At 49.1% G+C, this 18,016-nt stretch carries 11 protein-coding genes; 7 read left to right on the forward strand and 4 right to left on the reverse strand.

The features are described 5' to 3' along the window. Positions 1-116 precede the first annotated feature (116 nt). Both metH and B2739_RS08990 read right to left on the reverse strand, forming a co-directional pair. On the reverse strand, positions 117-3,839 hold the full coding sequence (gene metH, locus B2739_RS08985) for a methionine synthase (RefSeq protein ID WP_331345531.1): 3,723 nt from the start codon (positions 3,837-3,839) through the stop codon (positions 117-119). A 188-nt stretch (positions 3,840-4,027) separates the two neighbouring features. Next, positions 4,028-4,468, reverse strand: a complete 441-nt coding sequence (locus tag B2739_RS08990) for a DUF4399 domain-containing protein (protein WP_331345532.1) — start codon at positions 4,466-4,468, stop codon at positions 4,028-4,030. A gap of 186 nt (positions 4,469-4,654) precedes the next feature. Here B2739_RS08990 and nfuA point away from each other — a divergent pair, with 186 nt between their 5' ends. After that, complete coding sequence (nfuA, locus tag B2739_RS08995; protein ID WP_331345533.1) at positions 4,655-5,242, forward strand: Fe-S biogenesis protein NfuA; 588 nt, start codon at positions 4,655-4,657, stop codon at positions 5,240-5,242. An 80-nt stretch (positions 5,243-5,322) separates the two neighbouring features. Here nfuA and B2739_RS09000 read toward each other — a convergent pair whose 3' ends face one another. Beyond that, on the reverse strand, positions 5,323-6,723 hold the full coding sequence (locus B2739_RS09000; RefSeq protein ID WP_331345534.1) for a TonB family protein: 1,401 nt from the start codon (positions 6,721-6,723) through the stop codon (positions 5,323-5,325). Between the two features lie 13 nt (positions 6,724-6,736). Continuing rightward, complete coding sequence (locus B2739_RS09005) at positions 6,737-7,459, reverse strand: hypothetical protein (RefSeq protein ID WP_331345535.1); 723 nt, start codon at positions 7,457-7,459, stop codon at positions 6,737-6,739. On the opposite strand from B2739_RS09005, the gene B2739_RS09010 reads away from it, so the two are divergent. The 6 genes from B2739_RS09010 (at position 7,452) to B2739_RS09035 (ending at position 17,849) form a co-directional block, all read left to right on the forward strand. Then, positions 7,452-9,794, forward strand: a complete 2,343-nt coding sequence (locus tag B2739_RS09010; protein ID WP_331345536.1) for a catecholate siderophore receptor Fiu — start codon at positions 7,452-7,454, stop codon at positions 9,792-9,794. The two genes, B2739_RS09005 and B2739_RS09010, sit on opposite strands and share 8 nt — an antisense overlap. A gap of 118 nt (positions 9,795-9,912) precedes the next feature. After that, positions 9,913-10,593, forward strand: a complete 681-nt coding sequence (locus B2739_RS09015) for a Fe2+-dependent dioxygenase (protein ID WP_331345537.1) — start codon at positions 9,913-9,915, stop codon at positions 10,591-10,593. Between the two features lie 231 nt (positions 10,594-10,824). Further along, positions 10,825-11,961, forward strand: coding sequence for an efflux RND transporter periplasmic adaptor subunit (locus tag B2739_RS09020; protein WP_331345538.1), 1,137 nt, complete (start codon positions 10,825-10,827; stop codon positions 11,959-11,961). Beyond that, the gene (locus B2739_RS09025; protein WP_331345539.1) at positions 11,961-13,904 is read left to right on the forward strand and encodes a MacB family efflux pump subunit; all 1,944 of its coding nucleotides are present in this window, start codon (positions 11,961-11,963) and stop codon (positions 13,902-13,904) included. The genes B2739_RS09020 and B2739_RS09025 overlap by 1 nt, the downstream gene beginning before the upstream one ends. A 2-nt stretch (positions 13,905-13,906) precedes the next feature. Then, positions 13,907-15,322, forward strand: a complete 1,416-nt coding sequence (locus tag B2739_RS09030; protein ID WP_331345540.1) for an efflux transporter outer membrane subunit — start codon at positions 13,907-13,909, stop codon at positions 15,320-15,322. Positions 15,323-15,407: 85 nt separating this feature from the next. Continuing rightward, positions 15,408-17,849 carry a sulfite reductase flavoprotein subunit alpha gene (locus B2739_RS09035; RefSeq protein WP_331345541.1) on the forward strand — a complete coding sequence of 814 codons (2,442 nt, stop codon included), beginning with the start codon at positions 15,408-15,410 and terminating at the stop codon, positions 17,847-17,849. Positions 17,850-18,016 lie beyond the last annotated feature (167 nt).

The raw sequence follows: 18,016 nt of genomic DNA on the forward strand, positions 1-18,016 counted from the left end.
TATGGAAAATAGATCACATCGCTTAAAGCAATTAGCCCGCATGGAGCCTAGCGAAATGCGGGGATTAATCTCTCGGAAATATCCCCGCAATCCGTTTCACTCCTTGCGGGCTACATTTACTCCGTAGCGCCGGGTTCGTAGGCTAGTACCGGACTCAACCATCTCTCAATTTCCTGCACACTCACCCCCTTACGCTGCGCCAAACTCTCCACCTGATCTTTCTCAATTTTATCCGTGTTGAAATATTTTGCTTCAGGGTGCGCAAAATACCAGCCGGACACTGCCGCTGTCGGCAACATCGCGAAGTGTTCGGTTAGGGTGATGCCGGTATTTTTCTCTGCATCCAGCAATTTAAACAGCGCTGCTTTTTCGGTGTGATCCGGACAGGCAGGGTAGCCGGGGGCGGGGCGGATGCCTTTGTATTGTTCTTTGATTAAATCTTCGTTCGTCAGATTTTCATCGCGGTCGTAGCCCCAGAATTCTTTGCGCACACGTTGATGCAAGTGTTCAGCAAAGGCTTCGGCCAAACGGTCAGCGAGGGCTTTGACCATAATGCTGTTGTAGTCGTCGCCCGCGTTTTGATATTCCTTGGCGAGTTCTTCTGCACCTATACCGGTGGTCACCGCAAAGCCGCCGATGTAATCCTGTTTGCCGCTTGCTTTGGGGGCGACAAAATCTGCGAGTGACATGTGCGGTTTGCTTTCCATGCCTTGTTTTAAATGTTGCTGGCGAATGTGATGCAGCGTAGAAATTTGTTTGCCGTTTGCATCAAACACGGCGATGTCATCGCTATCCACGGAATTGGCTGGCCAGAAGCCGATGACGCCGTTGGCGCGGATCAGTTTTTCGTCGATGAGTTTACGCAGCATTTGTTGTGCGTCTGCCCACAAGGCGCGCGCGGCTTCGCCGACAATTTCATCTTCCAGAATACGCGGGAATTTTCCGGCCAAGTCCCAGCTGATAAAAAACGGTGTCCAGTCGATAAAATCTACCAGCGTATTTAAATCGTAATCTTCAAATACTTTGATGCCGGTGAAGGCGGGCGCTGGCGGTGTGTAGTTGTCCCAATCCAGTTTCAAACCCTTGGCGATAGCTTCGGGGTAGGAGCGCACGGTGCCGCGTGGTTTGCGGTTGGCGTTGCGCTCGCGCACTTCTACATATTCCTGCTGTAAATCTGCTACAAATTTGGGGCGCAGTTCATCTGACAAGAGCGTGCTTGCAACACCTACGGCGCGTGAGGCGTCTGCCACGTACACCACTTGGTTGAGTTTAAATGCTGGATCAATTTTTACTGCGGTGTGCGCTTTGGATGTTGTAGCACCGCCAATCATTAATGGCTTGTTAATGCCACGGCGTTCCATTTCGCGCGCGACAAAGACCATTTCATCCAGCGAGGGGGTAATCAAACCGGACAGGCCGATAATGTCGCAGTTTTGTTCGATGGCGGTATCCAGGATTTTATCGCAGGGCACCATTACGCCCAGATCAACTACTTCAAAGTTGTTGCACTGCAACACCACGCCGACAATGTTTTTACCAATGTCGTGTACGTCGCCTTTTACCGTGGCCATTAAAATTTTGCCGTTGGGTTTGGAGGCTTCGGTTTTTTCCGCTTCAATAAACGGTTGCAAATAAGCCACGGATTGCTTCATAACGCGCGCGGATTTCACCACCTGTGGCAAAAACATTTTACCGGCGCCGAACAAATCACCCACCACGTTCATGCCGTCCATGAGCGGGCCTTCAATCACATCGAGCGGGCGAGGGTAGTGTTGGCGTGCTTCTTCGGTGTCTTCCACAATGTGGGTGGAAATACCTTTTACCAGCGCATGTTCAATACGTTTTGCGATGGGCAGTGAGCGCCACTCTGCATCTTCTTTTGCTTCACCGCCACCACCTTCACCGCGATATTTTTCGGCGATATCCAGCAATGCTTCGGTGCCGCCTGCGTGACGGTTGAGGATGACATCTTCCACTTTGTCTTTTAATTCTTGCGGCAGATCGTCATACACCGCCAACTGGCTGGCGTTCACGATACCCATGTTCATACCGGCTTTAATGGCGTGATACAAAAATACCGAGTGAATGGCTTCACGCACCGGATTGTTGCCACGGAATGAGAAGGACACGTTAGACACACCACCGCTTACGCCTGCATGCAGCAGGTTTTGGCGAATCCAGCGGGTGGCTTCAATAAAATCCACCGCGTAATTGTTGTGTTCTTCAATACCGGTGGCGACCGCAAAAATATTCGGGTCGAAAATAATATCTTGCGGTGGGAAATTAATTTTATCGACCAGTGTGCGGTAAGAGCGCTCGCAAATTTCTTTTTTGCGCGCCATGGTGTCGGCTTGGCCTTTTTCGTCAAAGGCCATAATCACCACTGCCGCGCCGTAGCGCATGCAGAGTTTAGCTTTTTGTAAAAATTCTTCTTCGCCTTCTTTAAGCGAAATAGAGTTCACAATCGGCTTGCCTTGAATACATTTCAGACCGGCTTCAATCACCTCCCATTTGGAGGAGTCCACCATAATCGGCACGCGCGCAATTTCCGGTTCGCCGGCGATCAGGTTTAAAAATTTCACCATGGCTTTTTCGGCATCGAGCATGCCTTCGTCCATGTTGAGGTCGATAATCTGCGCGCCGTTTTCCACCTGCTCCAGCGCTACTTCCAGCGCCGTGGTGTAGTCCTCTTCCACAATTAGTTTTTTAAAGCGCGCCGAGCCGGTTACGTTGCAGCGCTCGCCTACGTTTACGAATAACGAATCTTTGGTGATGTTAAATGGCTCAAGGCCAGACAAGCGGCAAGCGGGTTCGATGACGGGAATTTGGCGCGGTGGGTATTTTGCCATTACATCGGCCAGCGCTTTGATGTGTGCCGGTGTAGTACCGCAGCAGCCGCCGATAATATTTAAAAATCCACTCGCGGCAAATTCTTCAACAATCGCTACCATTTCTTGCGCGGTTTGGTCGTACTCGCCAAATTCATTGGGCAAACCGGCGTTGGGGTGCGCGCTCACAAAACAATTGGCTACGCGCGACATTTCCTGAACGTACTGACGCAATTCTTTTGCGCCCAGTGCGCAGTTCAAACCCATGCTCAGTGGGCGCGCGTGGGCGAGGGAATTGTAAAACGCCTCGGTGGTTTGGCCGGAGAGGGTGCGGCCAGAGGCATCGGTAATGGTGCCGGAAATCATAATCGGCAATTCAAAACCAACCTGATCAAAATACTGTTGCACCGCAAACACGGCGGCTTTGGCGTTGAGCGTATCGAAAATGGTTTCGATCAAAATAATATCGGCGCCGCCTTTGACCAGCGCGTCGGTGGCTTCAACGTAATTTTCAACCAACTGATCAAAGGTCACATTGCGCGCACTGGGGTCGTTTACATCCGGCGAAATAGAACAGGTGCGGCTGGTTGGCCCGAGTACACCGGCAACAAAGCGCGGTTTGGTGGGGTTGGCGGCGGTGAGCTCATCGCACAGCTCGCGCGCGAGTTTGGCAGCGGCGAAATTTAATTCCGGCACCAGATCTTCCATGTCGTAATCGGCCATGGAAATTCGCGTGGAGTTAAAGGTATTGGTTTCGAGTATGTCTGCACCGGCTTCCAGATATGCGCGCTGAATTTCGCGGATCACTTCCGGTTTGGTGATACACAGCAGGTCATTATTGCCCGCGATATCCATGTGGTAGCTGGCAAAACGCGCGCCGCGATAGTCGGCCTCTTGCAGCTTATAGCTTTGGATCATGGTGCCCATGCCGCCATCCAGAATCAGGATGCGCTCTTTAATGGCGTGGTGGAGTGAGTCAATACGGGCTTGCAGGGCGGCGGGTGCAGTCATGGAAAACCTATCAGTGGGTATCTTGGAAAGAAAAAATACGCTAGCGGGTTAAAAAATGGCATGAATTCTAGCAGAAAAGCCTTTCCTGAGGGCGTGTTATCGCCCCATCAGGAAGATGCACCTGAGCTGCGGGCAATAAAAAAGGGGATCTGCTGATCCCCTTTTCTGGTTGGCATTTGAACAGTAGCTTACTGCTTATCGGCTTCTTTGACGGTGATGGTAATCACCTCTGAATACACTGGAGTGCTATGTGGGCGGTGCAGGTGATCGCCCACTAACAGCTGCAATGTATGCTTGCCGGGTGCCAGTTCCAGCGAGGTCTCGGTCTGGCCTTTACCGAAATGCACATGTTGCGCGTCAGCCGGAATGGGCAGGCTCAGGTTGGTTGGCAGAGGGGTGTCAATCAGCAGGTGGTGATGGCCGCCGTTAGGGTGTTCTGTGCCAGCAGGGCTTACTTCCATATTCTCCAACCCGAATTTGACGGTCACCGGGCTGGTGACAACGGCATTGTTGGCTGGCTCGATAATAAAGGCACGCGGTGCCGCCTTGTTGTGATCATCGGCAAACGCCAATGGGCTGGTGAAGGCGCTAGTCAAGGTAAGCGCTGCCACTAATAATGATGCTCTCATATGTTACTTCTCCTGTTCTAATGTGGTGTAGTGGTTATAGCTGTGGGTCTTGCAGGGCGCGCAACAGGCCGCACTGGAATAATATGCTATCAAATTGATTGTAAATTACTGGTGTCTTGGAACCCAGCTCTACAGTAGAATACCCGAGTGTTTTAATCAGGTATTGGGATCAATAGAAAGGTCATTATGGTCAACGTCGATATTACTGAGTCCGCCCAGACATATTTGAAAGAGCTGCTCGACAAGCAAAAAGACAATGAGGGGATCGGCATTCGCATGTTTGTTGCCAACCCCGGCACCCCAAACGCGGAGACCTGCATTGCTTACTGTCGCCCGGGTGAAGAGAAAGAGGGCGATGTGATTGTGCCGCTTAATGGGTTCAAGGCTTATTTTGAAGAGCGCAGCCTGCCGTTTTTGGAAGATGCCAAAGTAGATTACTCGCCCGACCGCATGGGTGGCCAGCTCACCATTCGCGCGCCCAACTCCAAAATGCCGCGCGTTACCGACGATAGCCCGCTGGAAGACCGCATCAATTACGTGCTCTATAACGATGTGAATCCAAGCCTGGCATCTCACGGTGGCAACGTGAGTTTGGTGGAAGTGACTGAGGATATGATCGCTGTGCTCAAGTTTGGCGGCGGTTGTCAGGGTTGCGGTTCAGTCGCCATCACCCTCAAGCAGGGCATTGAAGTCCAGTTGCTGGATAAACTGCCGGAGCTGAAGGGTATCCGCGATGTGACTGACCATACGGATCGCTCTAACGCTTATATGTAATTGAACGTTCCTGATACATAAAAAATCCCGCTGCGGTTAACCGGAGCGGGATTTTTTTATGAGTCGATTTCCACTGCGTATTAAATTTCTTCGCGCCAGGGTTGTTTATTCGTGTAGCGGGTGAGTTGTTGCTCCAGTAAGGTTAACGGCAATTCCAATTCTGCTGCGTCTTGCAGTGCCTTTTTTTGCCATAGAATCGCTTTTTTGAAATCGCCATTTTCGGCGGCGACCGCAGCTTGGGTTTTGAGATAAGACTGTTGATCAAGATAATGTTCATCAATATCTGCAAGTTGTTTGCTGGCCAATTCTGCGTTTCTGCGCGATGCATCGGGGTGGGTGGCGAGAATCCAGGCATATCGTAATTGTGCAATCTGACTACTGTTTGCCGCACGGGCTAACCAGTAAAAACCTTTGTCCTGATTTTTTTCAAACCGAACACCACTGAAAGATTCAATGGCTAACATATATTGCGCGTCTGCGATTCCCGCTCTGGCTGCTTTGAGTAACCAGCCCATGCTTTGGTTGTTGTCTTGTGCACACATATTTCCATACAAAATATTGCGACCAAGAAAATAACTTGCTGCACCACTACCTTGAGTAGCTGCCTTTTCATACCACTCATTCGGGTTATCTTTCAGTTCATAGTCTTTAACAAACGAGGGAATTGATTCCAAAAAATAAGCAAAGCCGAGCTTATCGCTACCTGTACCTTGCTCTGCTGTCATTCGTCTTTTTTCTACAATCTTTTCCAGTTTTTTGGTGTTGTATGTTGATGTGCTCATTTCAAAAGTAAACCGACGTTTAAAGCCGTTCACATCAACAGCAACCTGATTGACGGTGGTGGGCTCAAACTGAAACCGGCGCAGCACTTTCATGGTTTCTTGCGTAAATTCCGGAGACGATGAATGGGTAACTACGTGATCGCGGGTAAGGCCATATTTGTCGATGGTATAAATAACATCGACAAAACCAATTTTGCCCTGACGTAACATTGATGAAGGATATTTGGGTGGAGTCATTTTAAGCGGACGTTGGTGCTGTGTGCCCATATTCGTTCCGGTATAAATGGGCGTGAGTTTTTGATTTATAGCGGCATCGCTGTATTGCGAGAGCAATTCTTTATAGGCGGCATCGGCGAGTTTTTTATCGGCATCGCTCATGCGTGAATACACTTTTTGATAAGGCGCAGGAGTGCTGTCAGATTCCGTCGTGTTGGCAGTGGCCTGTGCAGCAAGTGCCATCCATGCATAAGCAGTTGGAATATTTTGGGTTACATGTTCACCGCGATAATACATAACCCCCACATTATTTTGAGCATCGTGATCACCATATTGCGCAGCCTCATAAAACGCCTTGAAGGCTTTTTCAAAATCCTTTTTTTCGTAGTAGTTCATGCCCAAGCCAAAGTCTGCCAGCGCAGGTAGGGACAGTAATCCGGTAATGATGGTTGCTACGAGTGATGATGTAAAAAAATTACGCATAACAGCTCCCTGTTTATTGTTGTGGTGTGTATTCAAAATGTTCGATAGTCATCGCGTCAAAGAAACTGACGATCTTTAAGTGGCGAAGTGTTGTAGGGGTATCAATGTGGATGGTTTCACCATTGAGGGTGATTGTCATTTTTCGATCCGTGGTCCAGTTAATCGTCAATTTATTACTGTGATTCCACCGCGCCTCTTGTGAAAAATACTTAAACAGACGATCTGATCCCTGCAGATGGTTTACTGATACCAAATGCCCGAACGTGCAATTTTCGTTATTCAGTGCGATACGAACGGGAGCCCCATACTTTATCCGTATGGGTTGGTCAGACAACAACAGTTCTGCAGCGGCCTGCTGCGGTAAGTTGAACGTGATATTCAACGTGCCTGAGTTGCCGGAAAGACGTGTTTCCCACTCAGATACTTGTGTCGTTGGGGGCGTGCTTTTGGGCGAGGCACAGCCAAGTTGTAACAGGCAAATGCAGCTGAGAAGGAAGAGGGTGGGCAGGCTGGTGTTCATCGTATGTCCTTGTTTGAGTGATGAATGAATATCCAAAGGTGGCGCATCATACCCCCGGCTTTTCTTACCAATCAATCCGCCCGTAAAAACAGCGATAAAAAAGTGTTTCATATAGCTATGAGAATTATTCTCATTGCAAATGATAATAATTCTCTTTAGTATGCCCTTCGCATTTTGAACCACAGCATCATCATTACAAGGGCTAGTTATGACCATACTGAAATCTTCCAAACACATTGTTTCCAAAAAGCGCGCAAGCACACTTGCGCTGACGGCCACCGCGTTATCGTCAGCGGTTTTGCTGGCGTCAACCGGCGTTATGGCGGCAGATGAGCCCCAGAGCACCAGAAAACTGAATACCGTTAAAGTCGAAGCTGATGCACTACCAGATTACAAAGCGGAAACAGTCAGCTCGCCCAAATTTACCCAGCCACTGCGTGATACTCCGCAGACTATTCAAGTTATCACTACCCAAGTGTTCACCCAGCAAGGCGCAACTACCCTGACTGAAGCGCTGCGTAACAGTGCCGGTGTCGGTACTTTCTATGCGGGCGAAAACGGCAACACTGCAACTGGCGATGCCATTTATATGCGGGGTTTTGATACGTCCAGCAGCTTGTTTGTGGACGGCATTCGCGATCTGGGTTCTATCTCGCGCGATCTATTCAATATCGAACAAGTAGAAGTTGTTAAAGGCCCGGCGGGCACGGATAACGGCCGCAGCGCGCCTACCGGTGCGATCAATCTTTCGAGCAAACAAGCGTATTTGGAGGATTCGATTTCAGGAACCGCAACGACCGGTACCGACAACCAAAATCGTGTAACGGCTGATGTGAATCAAACCATCGGTGAAGGCAGTGCTGTGCGCGTTAACCTCCTGTGGCAAGACAGTGATGTCGCTGGCCGCGATCACGTCAACAACAAGCGTATTGGTATAGCGCCTTCACTGGCGTTTGGTTTGGATGGCAATACTCGCTCATTCATCAACTTGTTGTATGTGAAGCAAGACAATGTGCCTGATGGTTTTGTACCGACTGTTGGTATCGCGCATTGGGAACCGCAACCCGGTTTGGAGCAATTGATTGGCAATCCGGTCGATTCGGAAAATTTCTACGGCCTGCGCGGTGATCACGATGATGTGACTGCAAAAATGGCGACCTATCGTATAGAACATGATTTTGCCGATAACGTGACTCTGACCAACAGCTTGCGCTGGGGCAAAACCGAGCAAGATTATTTACTCAGTGCATTTATGAGCACAGGTGGTGTGAATGGAAGTGGCGCGCCAACGGGAAATATCAAATGGACCAATGCTGACGATTTGTCTTCCTATACCTTGGCGCGCGGCACCAACACATTCAAAGATATTGAAAATGAAATTGTGACCGACCAACTCAACTTGCGCGTTGATTTTGTCACCGGCGGCATCGAACACAATTTGAGTACTGGTGTGGAATTTACTCGTGAAGAGCAGACCAGCTACGGTATTACCAGCAGTGGCAGCCGCGCGGCGGCGAATCTGTATAACCCTGACTGGAATGATTCAGACACTTTAACGTCAGAGCGCAACGGCGCTAATGCCGATGGCCAAACTGATACCGTGTCTTACTATATTTTTGACACCTTGAAATTTAGCGAGAAATTCCTGGTGACGGGTGGCCTGCGTGCAGATCGCTACGAGACAGATTATTCCAGCAACTCAATTTGTAACGATGGTACTGGCCGCGGCGCTGTTCCTTGTAATGGTGCTCCGGTGGGAACGATTGTCTCGACAGTAGACACCTCAGCGAAAGACACGCTGGTTAACGGCAAGCTGGGTGCCGTGTTCAAGCCCGTCGAGGCCGCAAGCATTTACGCGAACTTTGCCATTTCACAACAACCACCGGGTGGTTCCAACTTCCAGTTAAGCACGGCAGCCAATAGTGCTGCTAACCCGAATATGGACCCGCAAAAAGCAGAGACTGCAGAGCTGGGTACCAAGTGGGATGTTCTCGCGGAAAAACTGTCGGTAAATGCAGCAGTGTTCCAAACCAAAGTGACCAATGAAATCAATACGCTGGATCTGGATGATCAAGGTAATCCAACTCAATCCGGTGAGAAAAGTGTTGAGGGTATTGAATTGTCGGCTGTCGGTAACATCACCGAAAACTGGGCGGTCACTGTTGGTTATACCGATATGAGCACCGATGTAGACAACGGTCCACTTATCACCGCCGATGGGACTTCTAACCTGACTTACAGCCCGGAAGAAGCATTTACCAGCTGGACGACTTACCGTTTTGAATCTGGATTAATGATTGGTGGTGGTGTGCGTTACACCGCAGGTATGCACAGAGGAACTGATGGTGCTGTAGGTACACCGGCGTATACGGATTCCTACACGGTGGTTGATGCGGTTGTATCATACGATCTTTCTGCAAATGTAAGCTTACGTTTAAATGCCTACAATCTGGCAGACGAAGAATACGTAGCTTCTATTAACAAGAGTGGTTATCGCTACACCCCGGGTACTCCGCGTACCTTTATGCTGAGTGCAGATGTTCGTTTCTAATCAAATGCGCAAACAGCAAGTTGGTTAATACAATGCGATAAATCCGCGCCTGCACTTTTGTGCGGGCGCATTTTTTTGCAGTTATTTTTTAGATAATTGTTTTTATTGGGTGGCGGTAATGTTGATTCATATTTCCGAGGTACTGAGTAAAACCGAAGTGGCCGAGTTTCGCGCGCACTTGGCGGCGGCCGACTGGGTGGATGGTCGCGCAACAGTGGGTTACCAGGGCGCGCAGGTGAAAAAAAATCGCCAGTTGCCGGTCGATGGCATTGTTGCGCGTGAGTTGGGTGAAATTATTTTGCAGCGCCTGTACAGCAATCCGGTATTTATGTCGGCCGCCTTGCCTTTGCGAATTGTTCCGCCGCTGTTCAATGCTTACGCCGGGGGCGAGCATTACGGCTTTCATATCGATGGTGCGATCCGTTTGATTCCCGGTAGCAATTTGAGTTTGCGCACCGATGTGTCATCCACCTTATTTTTATCGGAACCGGAAGAATACGACGGTGGTGAATTAATCGTGCAAGACACCTACGGCAGCCACGAAGTGAAATTGCCCGCAGGTGATTTGATTTTATATCCCTCTACCAGTTTGCATCAGGTTCAACCCGTTACACGTGGCGAACGCGCGTGCAGTTTTTTCTGGACGCAAAGCATGGTGCGTGACGATTGGCAGCGAAACCTGTTGTATGAATTGGATTGCAATATTCAATCACTGCGCCAAAAAGTAGGCGATACCGAAGAGCTTGTTGGGCTTACTGGTCACTACCACAATTTATTGCGGCAGTGGGCGCAGGTATAACCGTAAAAATAAAATGCCAGAATAAAAAGTCTGGTGAGTAACTGTGTTGGCGGTGTGTATTTAAAAAAGAGCAGAGCGGTGAATTGTGAAAACATTATGTATTCACCATTGCTTAACTCATCCAAAAAATACGCTGGGATATACTTGCGCCCATAAAATCGTGGGCGAGAAAATATTATGCAATCAGGAAAAATCCGTTTCTTTTCATTAGCAAGACCACAGCGTCTTTTAATGAGTGTTTTTATATTTTTGGGCATTGCTGTACTCACTTGGTTGTTTGTATTTCGCGAGGATGATGATCGCGTAACCTACACAACAGAAACCGTCACTCGCGGTGATATTGAAAATCTGGTGACGGCAATGGGTACCTTGCAACCGCAAGATTATGTCGATGTGGGTGCGCAGGTATCGGGGCAGTTAAAAAAATTACACGTAGATGTTGGCAGTGAAGTGAAAGCAGGTGACCTGCTCGCTGAAATTGATGCAACCGTGTATGCCGCACGTGTGGATGCAACGCGTGCATCCCTGCGCACCCAGCAGGCGCAATTGTTGGATCGCGAAGCACAGCTTACATTGGCAAATATCCAATACGAACGGGAAAAAAATCTGTTTAAAGAGGAAGCAACCACGCGGGAATCTTTGCAAACTGCCGAGGCCAGTTTGAAATCGGCACAGGCGCAGCTTAAAGCCTTGCAAGCACAGATCGAACAAACGGAATCTACGCTGCGTGTGGAATCTGCCAATTTGAATTACGCAAAAATTTATGCACCTATTGATGGCACTGTGGTGTCCATTACCTCGCGTCAAGGACAAACGCTTAATACAAACCAGATGGCACCGACCATCATGCGCATTGCCGATTTGTCTACCATGACGGTGCAAACGCAAGTATCGGAAGCGGATATTGGAAAATTGCGCACGGGAATGGATGTGTATTTCACCACATTAGGCAGTCAAGGTCGTCGCTGGTACAGCAAATTGAATCGCATCCAACCCACACCGGAAATTCTCAATAATGTGGTGTTGTATAACGCCTTGTTTGATGTGCCCAATGAAAATCGTTTGCTCATGACGCAAATGAGTACGCAGGTATTTTTTATCGAATCCCAAGCAAAAGATGTGTTGCTAGTGCCAATGTCTGCGCTCACGTTTGCTGCCCGCACACGCTCTGCGGTAGTAAAAGTCATGAATGGTGATGGCGATATTGAAGAGCGAAAAGTACTGATAGGTGTTACCAATCGCGTACAAGCGCAAATTGTAGAAGGCTTGACTGAAGGTGAAAAAGTAGTAAGCGGAAGTTCGCGCCCAGGCCAGCAAAAACCGGTAGCCGGAATGGGCGGCCCCGGTATGGGCATGGGTAGACGTTAATGAGCGCTGTTAATGCTATTCAGCCGCTGATCAAACTGGCGGGCGTTACCAAAACCTTCCGCAATGGTGAAATTGCCACACAAGTGTTGCACGGAATTGATCTTGAAATTTACCCCGGTGAATTTGTAGCGATCATGGGGCAGTCAGGATCGGGCAAATCCACGTTAATGAATATCCTCGGTTGTCTTGATCGTGCCACAACGGGTGATTATTTTTTTAATGGAAAAAATGTAGCGCATTTGGATGCCGATGGCCTTGCGCAATTGCGCCGTGAAGCATTTGGTTTTGTGTTTCAAAGTTATAACTTGTTGGTGGGTGCGACTGCCTGCGAAAACGTAGAAATGCCCGCAACCTATTCAGGCATGACATCAGAGGCGCGCCGCGAGCGCTCTATTGAATTGTTGAGTTCGTTAGGCTTGCAGGAGCGATTGCATCATCGCCCTAATCAATTATCGGGCGGGCAACAGCAGCGCGTTTCTATTGCACGGGCGTTGATGAATGGCGGTCACATTATTTTGGCAGATGAGCCAACTGGTGCGCTGGATAGTCACAGCGGCAAAGAAGTGATGCGCTTGCTCAAACAATTATCGGAGCAAGGCCATACCATTATTCTGATTACCCATGATGTAGAAGTCGCGCAGCATACCCATCGCTTAATTGAAATTCGCGATGGCAATATCATCGCTGACCCCGGTGCCATTATTGCGGAAAAACGTTCACCGGAAAAACACGTATTACAGGGTGAATCCCCGTTTAAAACGGAAATAGTTGAGGCGACCAAAACGGCATTTCGCTCGCTGCGCAGCAATGTGTTCCGCACTATTTTAACCTTGCTCGGCATTGTGATTGGTGTTGCATCGGTAATTGCGTTGATGGCAATTGGTGATGGTGCAAAAAAATCCGTTGTCGATAGCATCAGTGCGATGGGCAGTAATTTATTGGTGGTGCGGCCGGGCGGCCCCAACCAGCGTTGGCGTTGGGATTCGGTCACGCTAGTGCCTGAAGATGTCGATGCGATTGCAAGCTTGCCACATGTTGCCGCTGCGCTGCCTGAACTCAACGGCAGTTTTACGCTGCGCTACGGGAATGTGGATCACACGACTGAAATCAATGCCACCGCCGCACAATTTCCTATGGCTCGCAAATGGGATGTCGCACAAGGCACATTTTTTACCAGCGATGACAACAAAAATTATGCAACGGTAGTCGTGCTTGGAAAAACGGTCGCCACTAAATTATTTGCCGATAAAAATCCAGTAGGTGAATTTATCATTATCAACAATGTGCTTTTTCAGGTGATTGGGGTGATGAGTGAGCGCGGTGCCGATCCGGGTGGGCAAGATCAGGACGATAAAGTGTTTGTGCCTTTTAATACCGGCAGTTTGCGCGTCATCGGCCAGCGCTTTTTGCGCAATATCACTATCTCTGTTGACGATGAAAAAAATATGGAGGAGGTGCAAACCCGCGTGCACGCCTTGTTGATGGAGCGTCACGGCACTGAAGATTTTCAAATCAGAAGCATGTCATCGTTAATCGATATGGTGTCTGAAACACAAAACACCATGACATTCTTGCTGGCTTCTATCGCTGCGATTTCATTATTGGTGGGCGGTATAGGGGTAATGAATATTATGTTGGTGAGTGTGACCGAACGAACTCGTGAAATTGGTGTGCGTATGGCGACGGGCGCACGCACGCGAAACATCATGCAACAATTTTTAATTGAGGCGTTGGTAGTGTCGGCGTTTGGTGGTGTTATCGGCGTGGTTATGGGTCTTGGTACCGCGATGTTAATTGCGAATATTGGTACGCCCATCGCCTATTCATTTAGTCCGGTGCTAATGGCATTTAGCTGTGCATTTATGACGGGTTTGTTGTTTGGTTATTTGCCAGCGCGCAAAGCGGCTCAGCTTGATCCCGTTACCGCTTTGGCGACGGAGTAGCGATGATGAAAATACAAACATGTGTGTCAGCAATGGGATTGGTTTTCGTGATTACCGCCTGCTCATCAGTGCCCGTGCAACAACCGGATATCCATTATGCAGAACATTATTCGGTTGGGATTGTGCAGTCTGGTAGTGATAAAAATGTCGATGTAAAAAGTGTTGATGTAAATTGGTGGCAAGCATTTCAGTCGCCCGTATTAAATGAGTTGATGCTCGCTGCCCAGACGCAAAGCCCCGATTTATTAATGTCGGCCGAACGCGTCAAACAGGCTGAGTTACAAATGCAGATCGCGAATGCGAGTTTGTTTCCTTCACTAAGCGCCAATGCATCCATCGGAGAGTCCCGCTCAAAACCGGATGGTGCCAATACTACGCGCAGTGAATCAACACGCGTGGGTGCGAGTATCAATTATGAGGTGGATTTTTGGGGCGGTATTGCGGCAGGGCGTGCAGCTGCAAGAGCAGGTTACGACGCTACCCAATTTAATCAGGATGCTGCGCGCTTAAGCATCAAAGCGGCTATTGCCAATGGTTGGTTCCAATGGCTGGCGCTGCAAGAGCGTATTGCCACCGCGCAAAAAAATATCGCTATTGCCGAGCGTGTGCAGAATATTGTCGATGCCCGTTATCAAAACGGCGTTGCAACAGCGGCCGATGTTGCACAGCAAAAAACCAATTTACTGAATCAACAAGCATCCCTTTTTCCTCTGCAATTGCAAGCGCGCCAAACACAATCAGCATTGGCAATTTTAGTGGGCAAAACACCACAGGAATTTTCGCTGGTGGTTGAGCAATTGCTTGCACTACAAGTTCCGCAAGTTTCGGCGGGTGTACCGGCTGATGTGATCACGCGTAGGCCAGATCTGGCAGCGAGTGAGGCTGATTTACGTGCAGCCAGCGCGAACATTCAGGCTGCGCGCGCAGCGCTATTGCCGGGTATTAGTCTGGGTGCTAACGCAGGAAAATCAGCGAGCGAATTATTGAGTATGAACCCGGTTACCCAGACCTCCGGTTGGACATTATCACTTGCGCAATCGCTGTTTAATGGTGGGCGTTTAATCAATCAAAAAAAATTGAGCGAGGCGCGCCGCAGCGAGTTGTTATTGCAGTATCACAAATCGATATTAATGGCGCTGCAAGAAGTGGATAACGCATTGGTTGCAGCCGATGTAAGCCAGCGCCAGGAAGTAAGCCAACAAAATATCGTTGCTAATGCCGAGCGCAGTTTGCGTCTGACGGAGGCGCGCTATCGTGCAGGCAGTGAAGATTTGCTGTCGCTGCTGGATGCCCAACGCAGTTTTTTTCAAGCGCAGGATACGTTGGTGCAACAGCGCCTCTCGCGTTTGAATGCTGCAGTGGATTTATATAAATCCCTGGGCGGCGGCTGGCAATTTGCGCAGCAAAGTAACCAATAAATTTTTTATAACAATAAAACGGCCGTGTTGGATGTAAACACCTATTCAATATTCACTTATTTTTTAACAGGCTTGGGGATATAAAGTGCGAAACGTGTTATTCCAGATTCACTGGTTTTTAGGTATTACTGCCGGTGTGGTATTGGCAGTTGTTGGTTTGACAGGCGCATTGATGAGTTTTGAGCGGCCAATAATGGATGCTATTAGCCCGGATATTGTTTCAGTACAGGTGGTAGGTGAACGGCTGACACCCGATGCCATTGCCGAACGTTTTCGCGCGCAGCGCGCAAATGCCCGCGTCGAACAAATCACACTGTGGCCAGAAGCAGGGCGCAGTGCATTGGTTCGTATTGCACCGCCACCGGGCGAGCGCCGTGGCGATGTGGTGTACATCAATCCTTACACCGGCGAGCTGCTGGGGAAAATCCGCGGCGAACAATTTTTTCGCACTGTGCGCTCGCTGCATCGCTGGTTATTAATTCCATCTGAACCCGATGGAATTAATATTGGTCGCCAAATTACCGGCTTCAGTGCACTCGCATTGGTTTTTTTTGCGTTGTCTGGATTGTATTTACGCTGGCCGCGCCGCGCGTTGAATTGGCGCAATTGGTTTCGCATCGATTTTAGTTTAAAAGGGCGCAATTTTTATTGGGCATTGCACTCTGTAATTGGCACCTGGGTGTTAGCCGTTTATTTGTTGTTGGCATTGACGGGTCTGACATGGTCGTACAGTTGGTTTAAAAATGGTGCATCGGTTTTATTAACCGGTGAGCCCGTGCAAGAACGCCGTGGCTTTGGTGGGCCCGGTGGCGGTATGGCGGGGCGAGAAGGGCGCGGTGGCATGGGTGATTTGCATCAAGAGCATTCAACTTCGGTTGCTGTTGATACTGTGTGGAAAAATTTTACAAGTAGAACCAGCAGTAATTTTAAATTTGCGAGTATCAGTTTCCCCCGTTCGGAAAAAGAGCCAGTCACCATTAACTATGTCACGCCCGATGCAACTAATGACCGGCAGCGCAGTGTAATGAGTTTCAACGCGCTAACAGGCGAGTTGGTGAGCGATCAACCCTATACACCTCTTGAACCGCTCGGCAAGCGTATCATGCAGGGTATCTATGAGCTGCATACAGGAGAATGGTTTGGTACTACCGGAATAATCATTAATATGATTGCATCGTTGTTGATGCCACTGTTCACCATCACCGGATTCTTGTTGTATTTAGATCGTCGCAAAAAAAAGCGAAACAGTAAAAATGCCGCTGCAGGTGTTGGTGTTGTGCATACAGATGCTGACTACTGGATTGTGTATGCAAGCCAAACTGGCACTGCGGAACAGCTTGCATGGAATACGGCAACGATTTTGCAATCGGGTGGTATCAAAGCCAGTGTAAAAAATATTGCTGCGCTGGATAAAGCCACGCTTGAATCAGCGAAGAAAATATTGTTTCTGGTTTCCACTTTTGGTGAGGGCGAAGCGCCGGATGCTGCGCGTGCCTTTGTGCGAAAATTTTTGAAATCATCGTCACGATCGTCATTGGCGTTATCGCAATTACAATTCGCAATTTTGGGGCTGGGAGACAAACGCTACAGGGATTATTGCGCGTTCGCTGCACAAATCGAATCCTGGTTGTTATCAAATGGTGCAAGCCCGATTTTTGCGCGTATTGATGTTGATAACGGTAATGAACAGAGCATCCACCAATGGCAACAACAGGTTGCTGAGTTGAGCGGAGCGAAAAACGTTACTGCTTGGGCAGCGCCTGAATATGAATGCTGGCGATTGCAGTCGCGCGAATTATTAAATGCAGGCAGTGTGGGCGCGAGCGTTTATCGCGTGAGTTTACAGCCATCCAACCCGGGTAATACTCACTGGCAAGCGGGCGATATTTTGGAAATCAAACCGTACAACAATTGTGAATTGCCGCACCGCGAGTATTCCATTGCATCGCTTCCAACGGATGGTGTTGTTGATTTGGTTGTGCGTCAGGCGTTTAACGAGAAGGGTGAATTGGGTTTGGGTTCCGGCTGGTTAACAGCGCAGGCAGAAGAGGGCAGTGAGATTCTGGCGCGCATCCGTGTGAATCCATCGTTCCATGCCCCACAATCCGATAGCCCTGTGAGTGATATCCCTATGATTTGTATCGGTGCGGGCACGGGTATCGCTGGATTGCGTGCACATCTGCATGAGCGCTACTTAAAAGACCAGCAGCACAATTGGCTTATCTTTGGTGAGCGCCAACGCAACAACGACCGCCTTTTTGCGAATGAGTTGGATGTCTGGAAGGCATCAGGTTTCCTCACCGAATTTGACGAGGTTTATTCGCGTGATGGTGAAGGTTATGTCCAGGATGTGCTGCGCACCAAGCAACAACAATTGAGCGAATGGTTGGATCGCGGTGCTGTTATTTATGTCTGCGGGAGCATGGCGATGGGTGCAGGTGTGCAGCAAGTATTGCTCGACATATTAGGTGAAACCGGATTGCAACAATTGATCGATAGCCGGCGTTACTGTCGTGATATTTATTAATTGCTTTGGGTGATCGCGCGCGCAAGGTTGCCTCGGCTTCCCCAAGTCCCCTATACTCGCCAGCCGTTACAAGCCCCGCACACTCGTAAGTGCGGGCTTTTTTTGTTTGCGACTCCCGCTTTTTATCACGTGACCTTTGGTAGGGGTCACCACTGACTGAGGTTTAT

The sequence above is a fragment of the Cellvibrio sp. UBA7661 genome, from assembly GCA_002483365.1.
In the GTDB taxonomy this organism is placed as follows: Bacteria; Pseudomonadota; Gammaproteobacteria; order Pseudomonadales; family Cellvibrionaceae; genus Cellvibrio.

Coding starts and splice junctions, on each gene's coding strand:
- B2739_RS09000 (WP_331345534.1), bottom strand. CDS start 6,723: ATGCGTAATTTTTTTACATCATCACTCGTAGCAACCATCATTACCGGA.
- B2739_RS09005 (WP_331345535.1), bottom strand. CDS start 7,459: ATGGTCATAACTAGCCCTTGTAATGATGATGCTGTGGTTCAAAATGCG.
- B2739_RS09025 (WP_331345539.1), top strand. CDS start 11,961: ATGAGCGCTGTTAATGCTATTCAGCCGCTGATCAAACTGGCGGGCGTT.
- B2739_RS08990 (WP_331345532.1), bottom strand. CDS start 4,468: ATGAGAGCATCATTATTAGTGGCAGCGCTTACCTTGACTAGCGCCTTC.
- nfuA (WP_331345533.1), top strand. CDS start 4,655: ATGGTCAACGTCGATATTACTGAGTCCGCCCAGACATATTTGAAAGAG.
- B2739_RS09030 (WP_331345540.1), top strand. CDS start 13,907: ATGATGAAAATACAAACATGTGTGTCAGCAATGGGATTGGTTTTCGTG.
- metH (WP_331345531.1), bottom strand. CDS start 3,839: ATGACTGCACCCGCCGCCCTGCAAGCCCGTATTGACTCACTCCACCAC.
- B2739_RS09015 (WP_331345537.1), top strand. CDS start 9,913: ATGTTGATTCATATTTCCGAGGTACTGAGTAAAACCGAAGTGGCCGAG.
- B2739_RS09010 (WP_331345536.1), top strand. CDS start 7,452: ATGACCATACTGAAATCTTCCAAACACATTGTTTCCAAAAAGCGCGCA.
- B2739_RS09020 (WP_331345538.1), top strand. CDS start 10,825: ATGAGTGTTTTTATATTTTTGGGCATTGCTGTACTCACTTGGTTGTTT.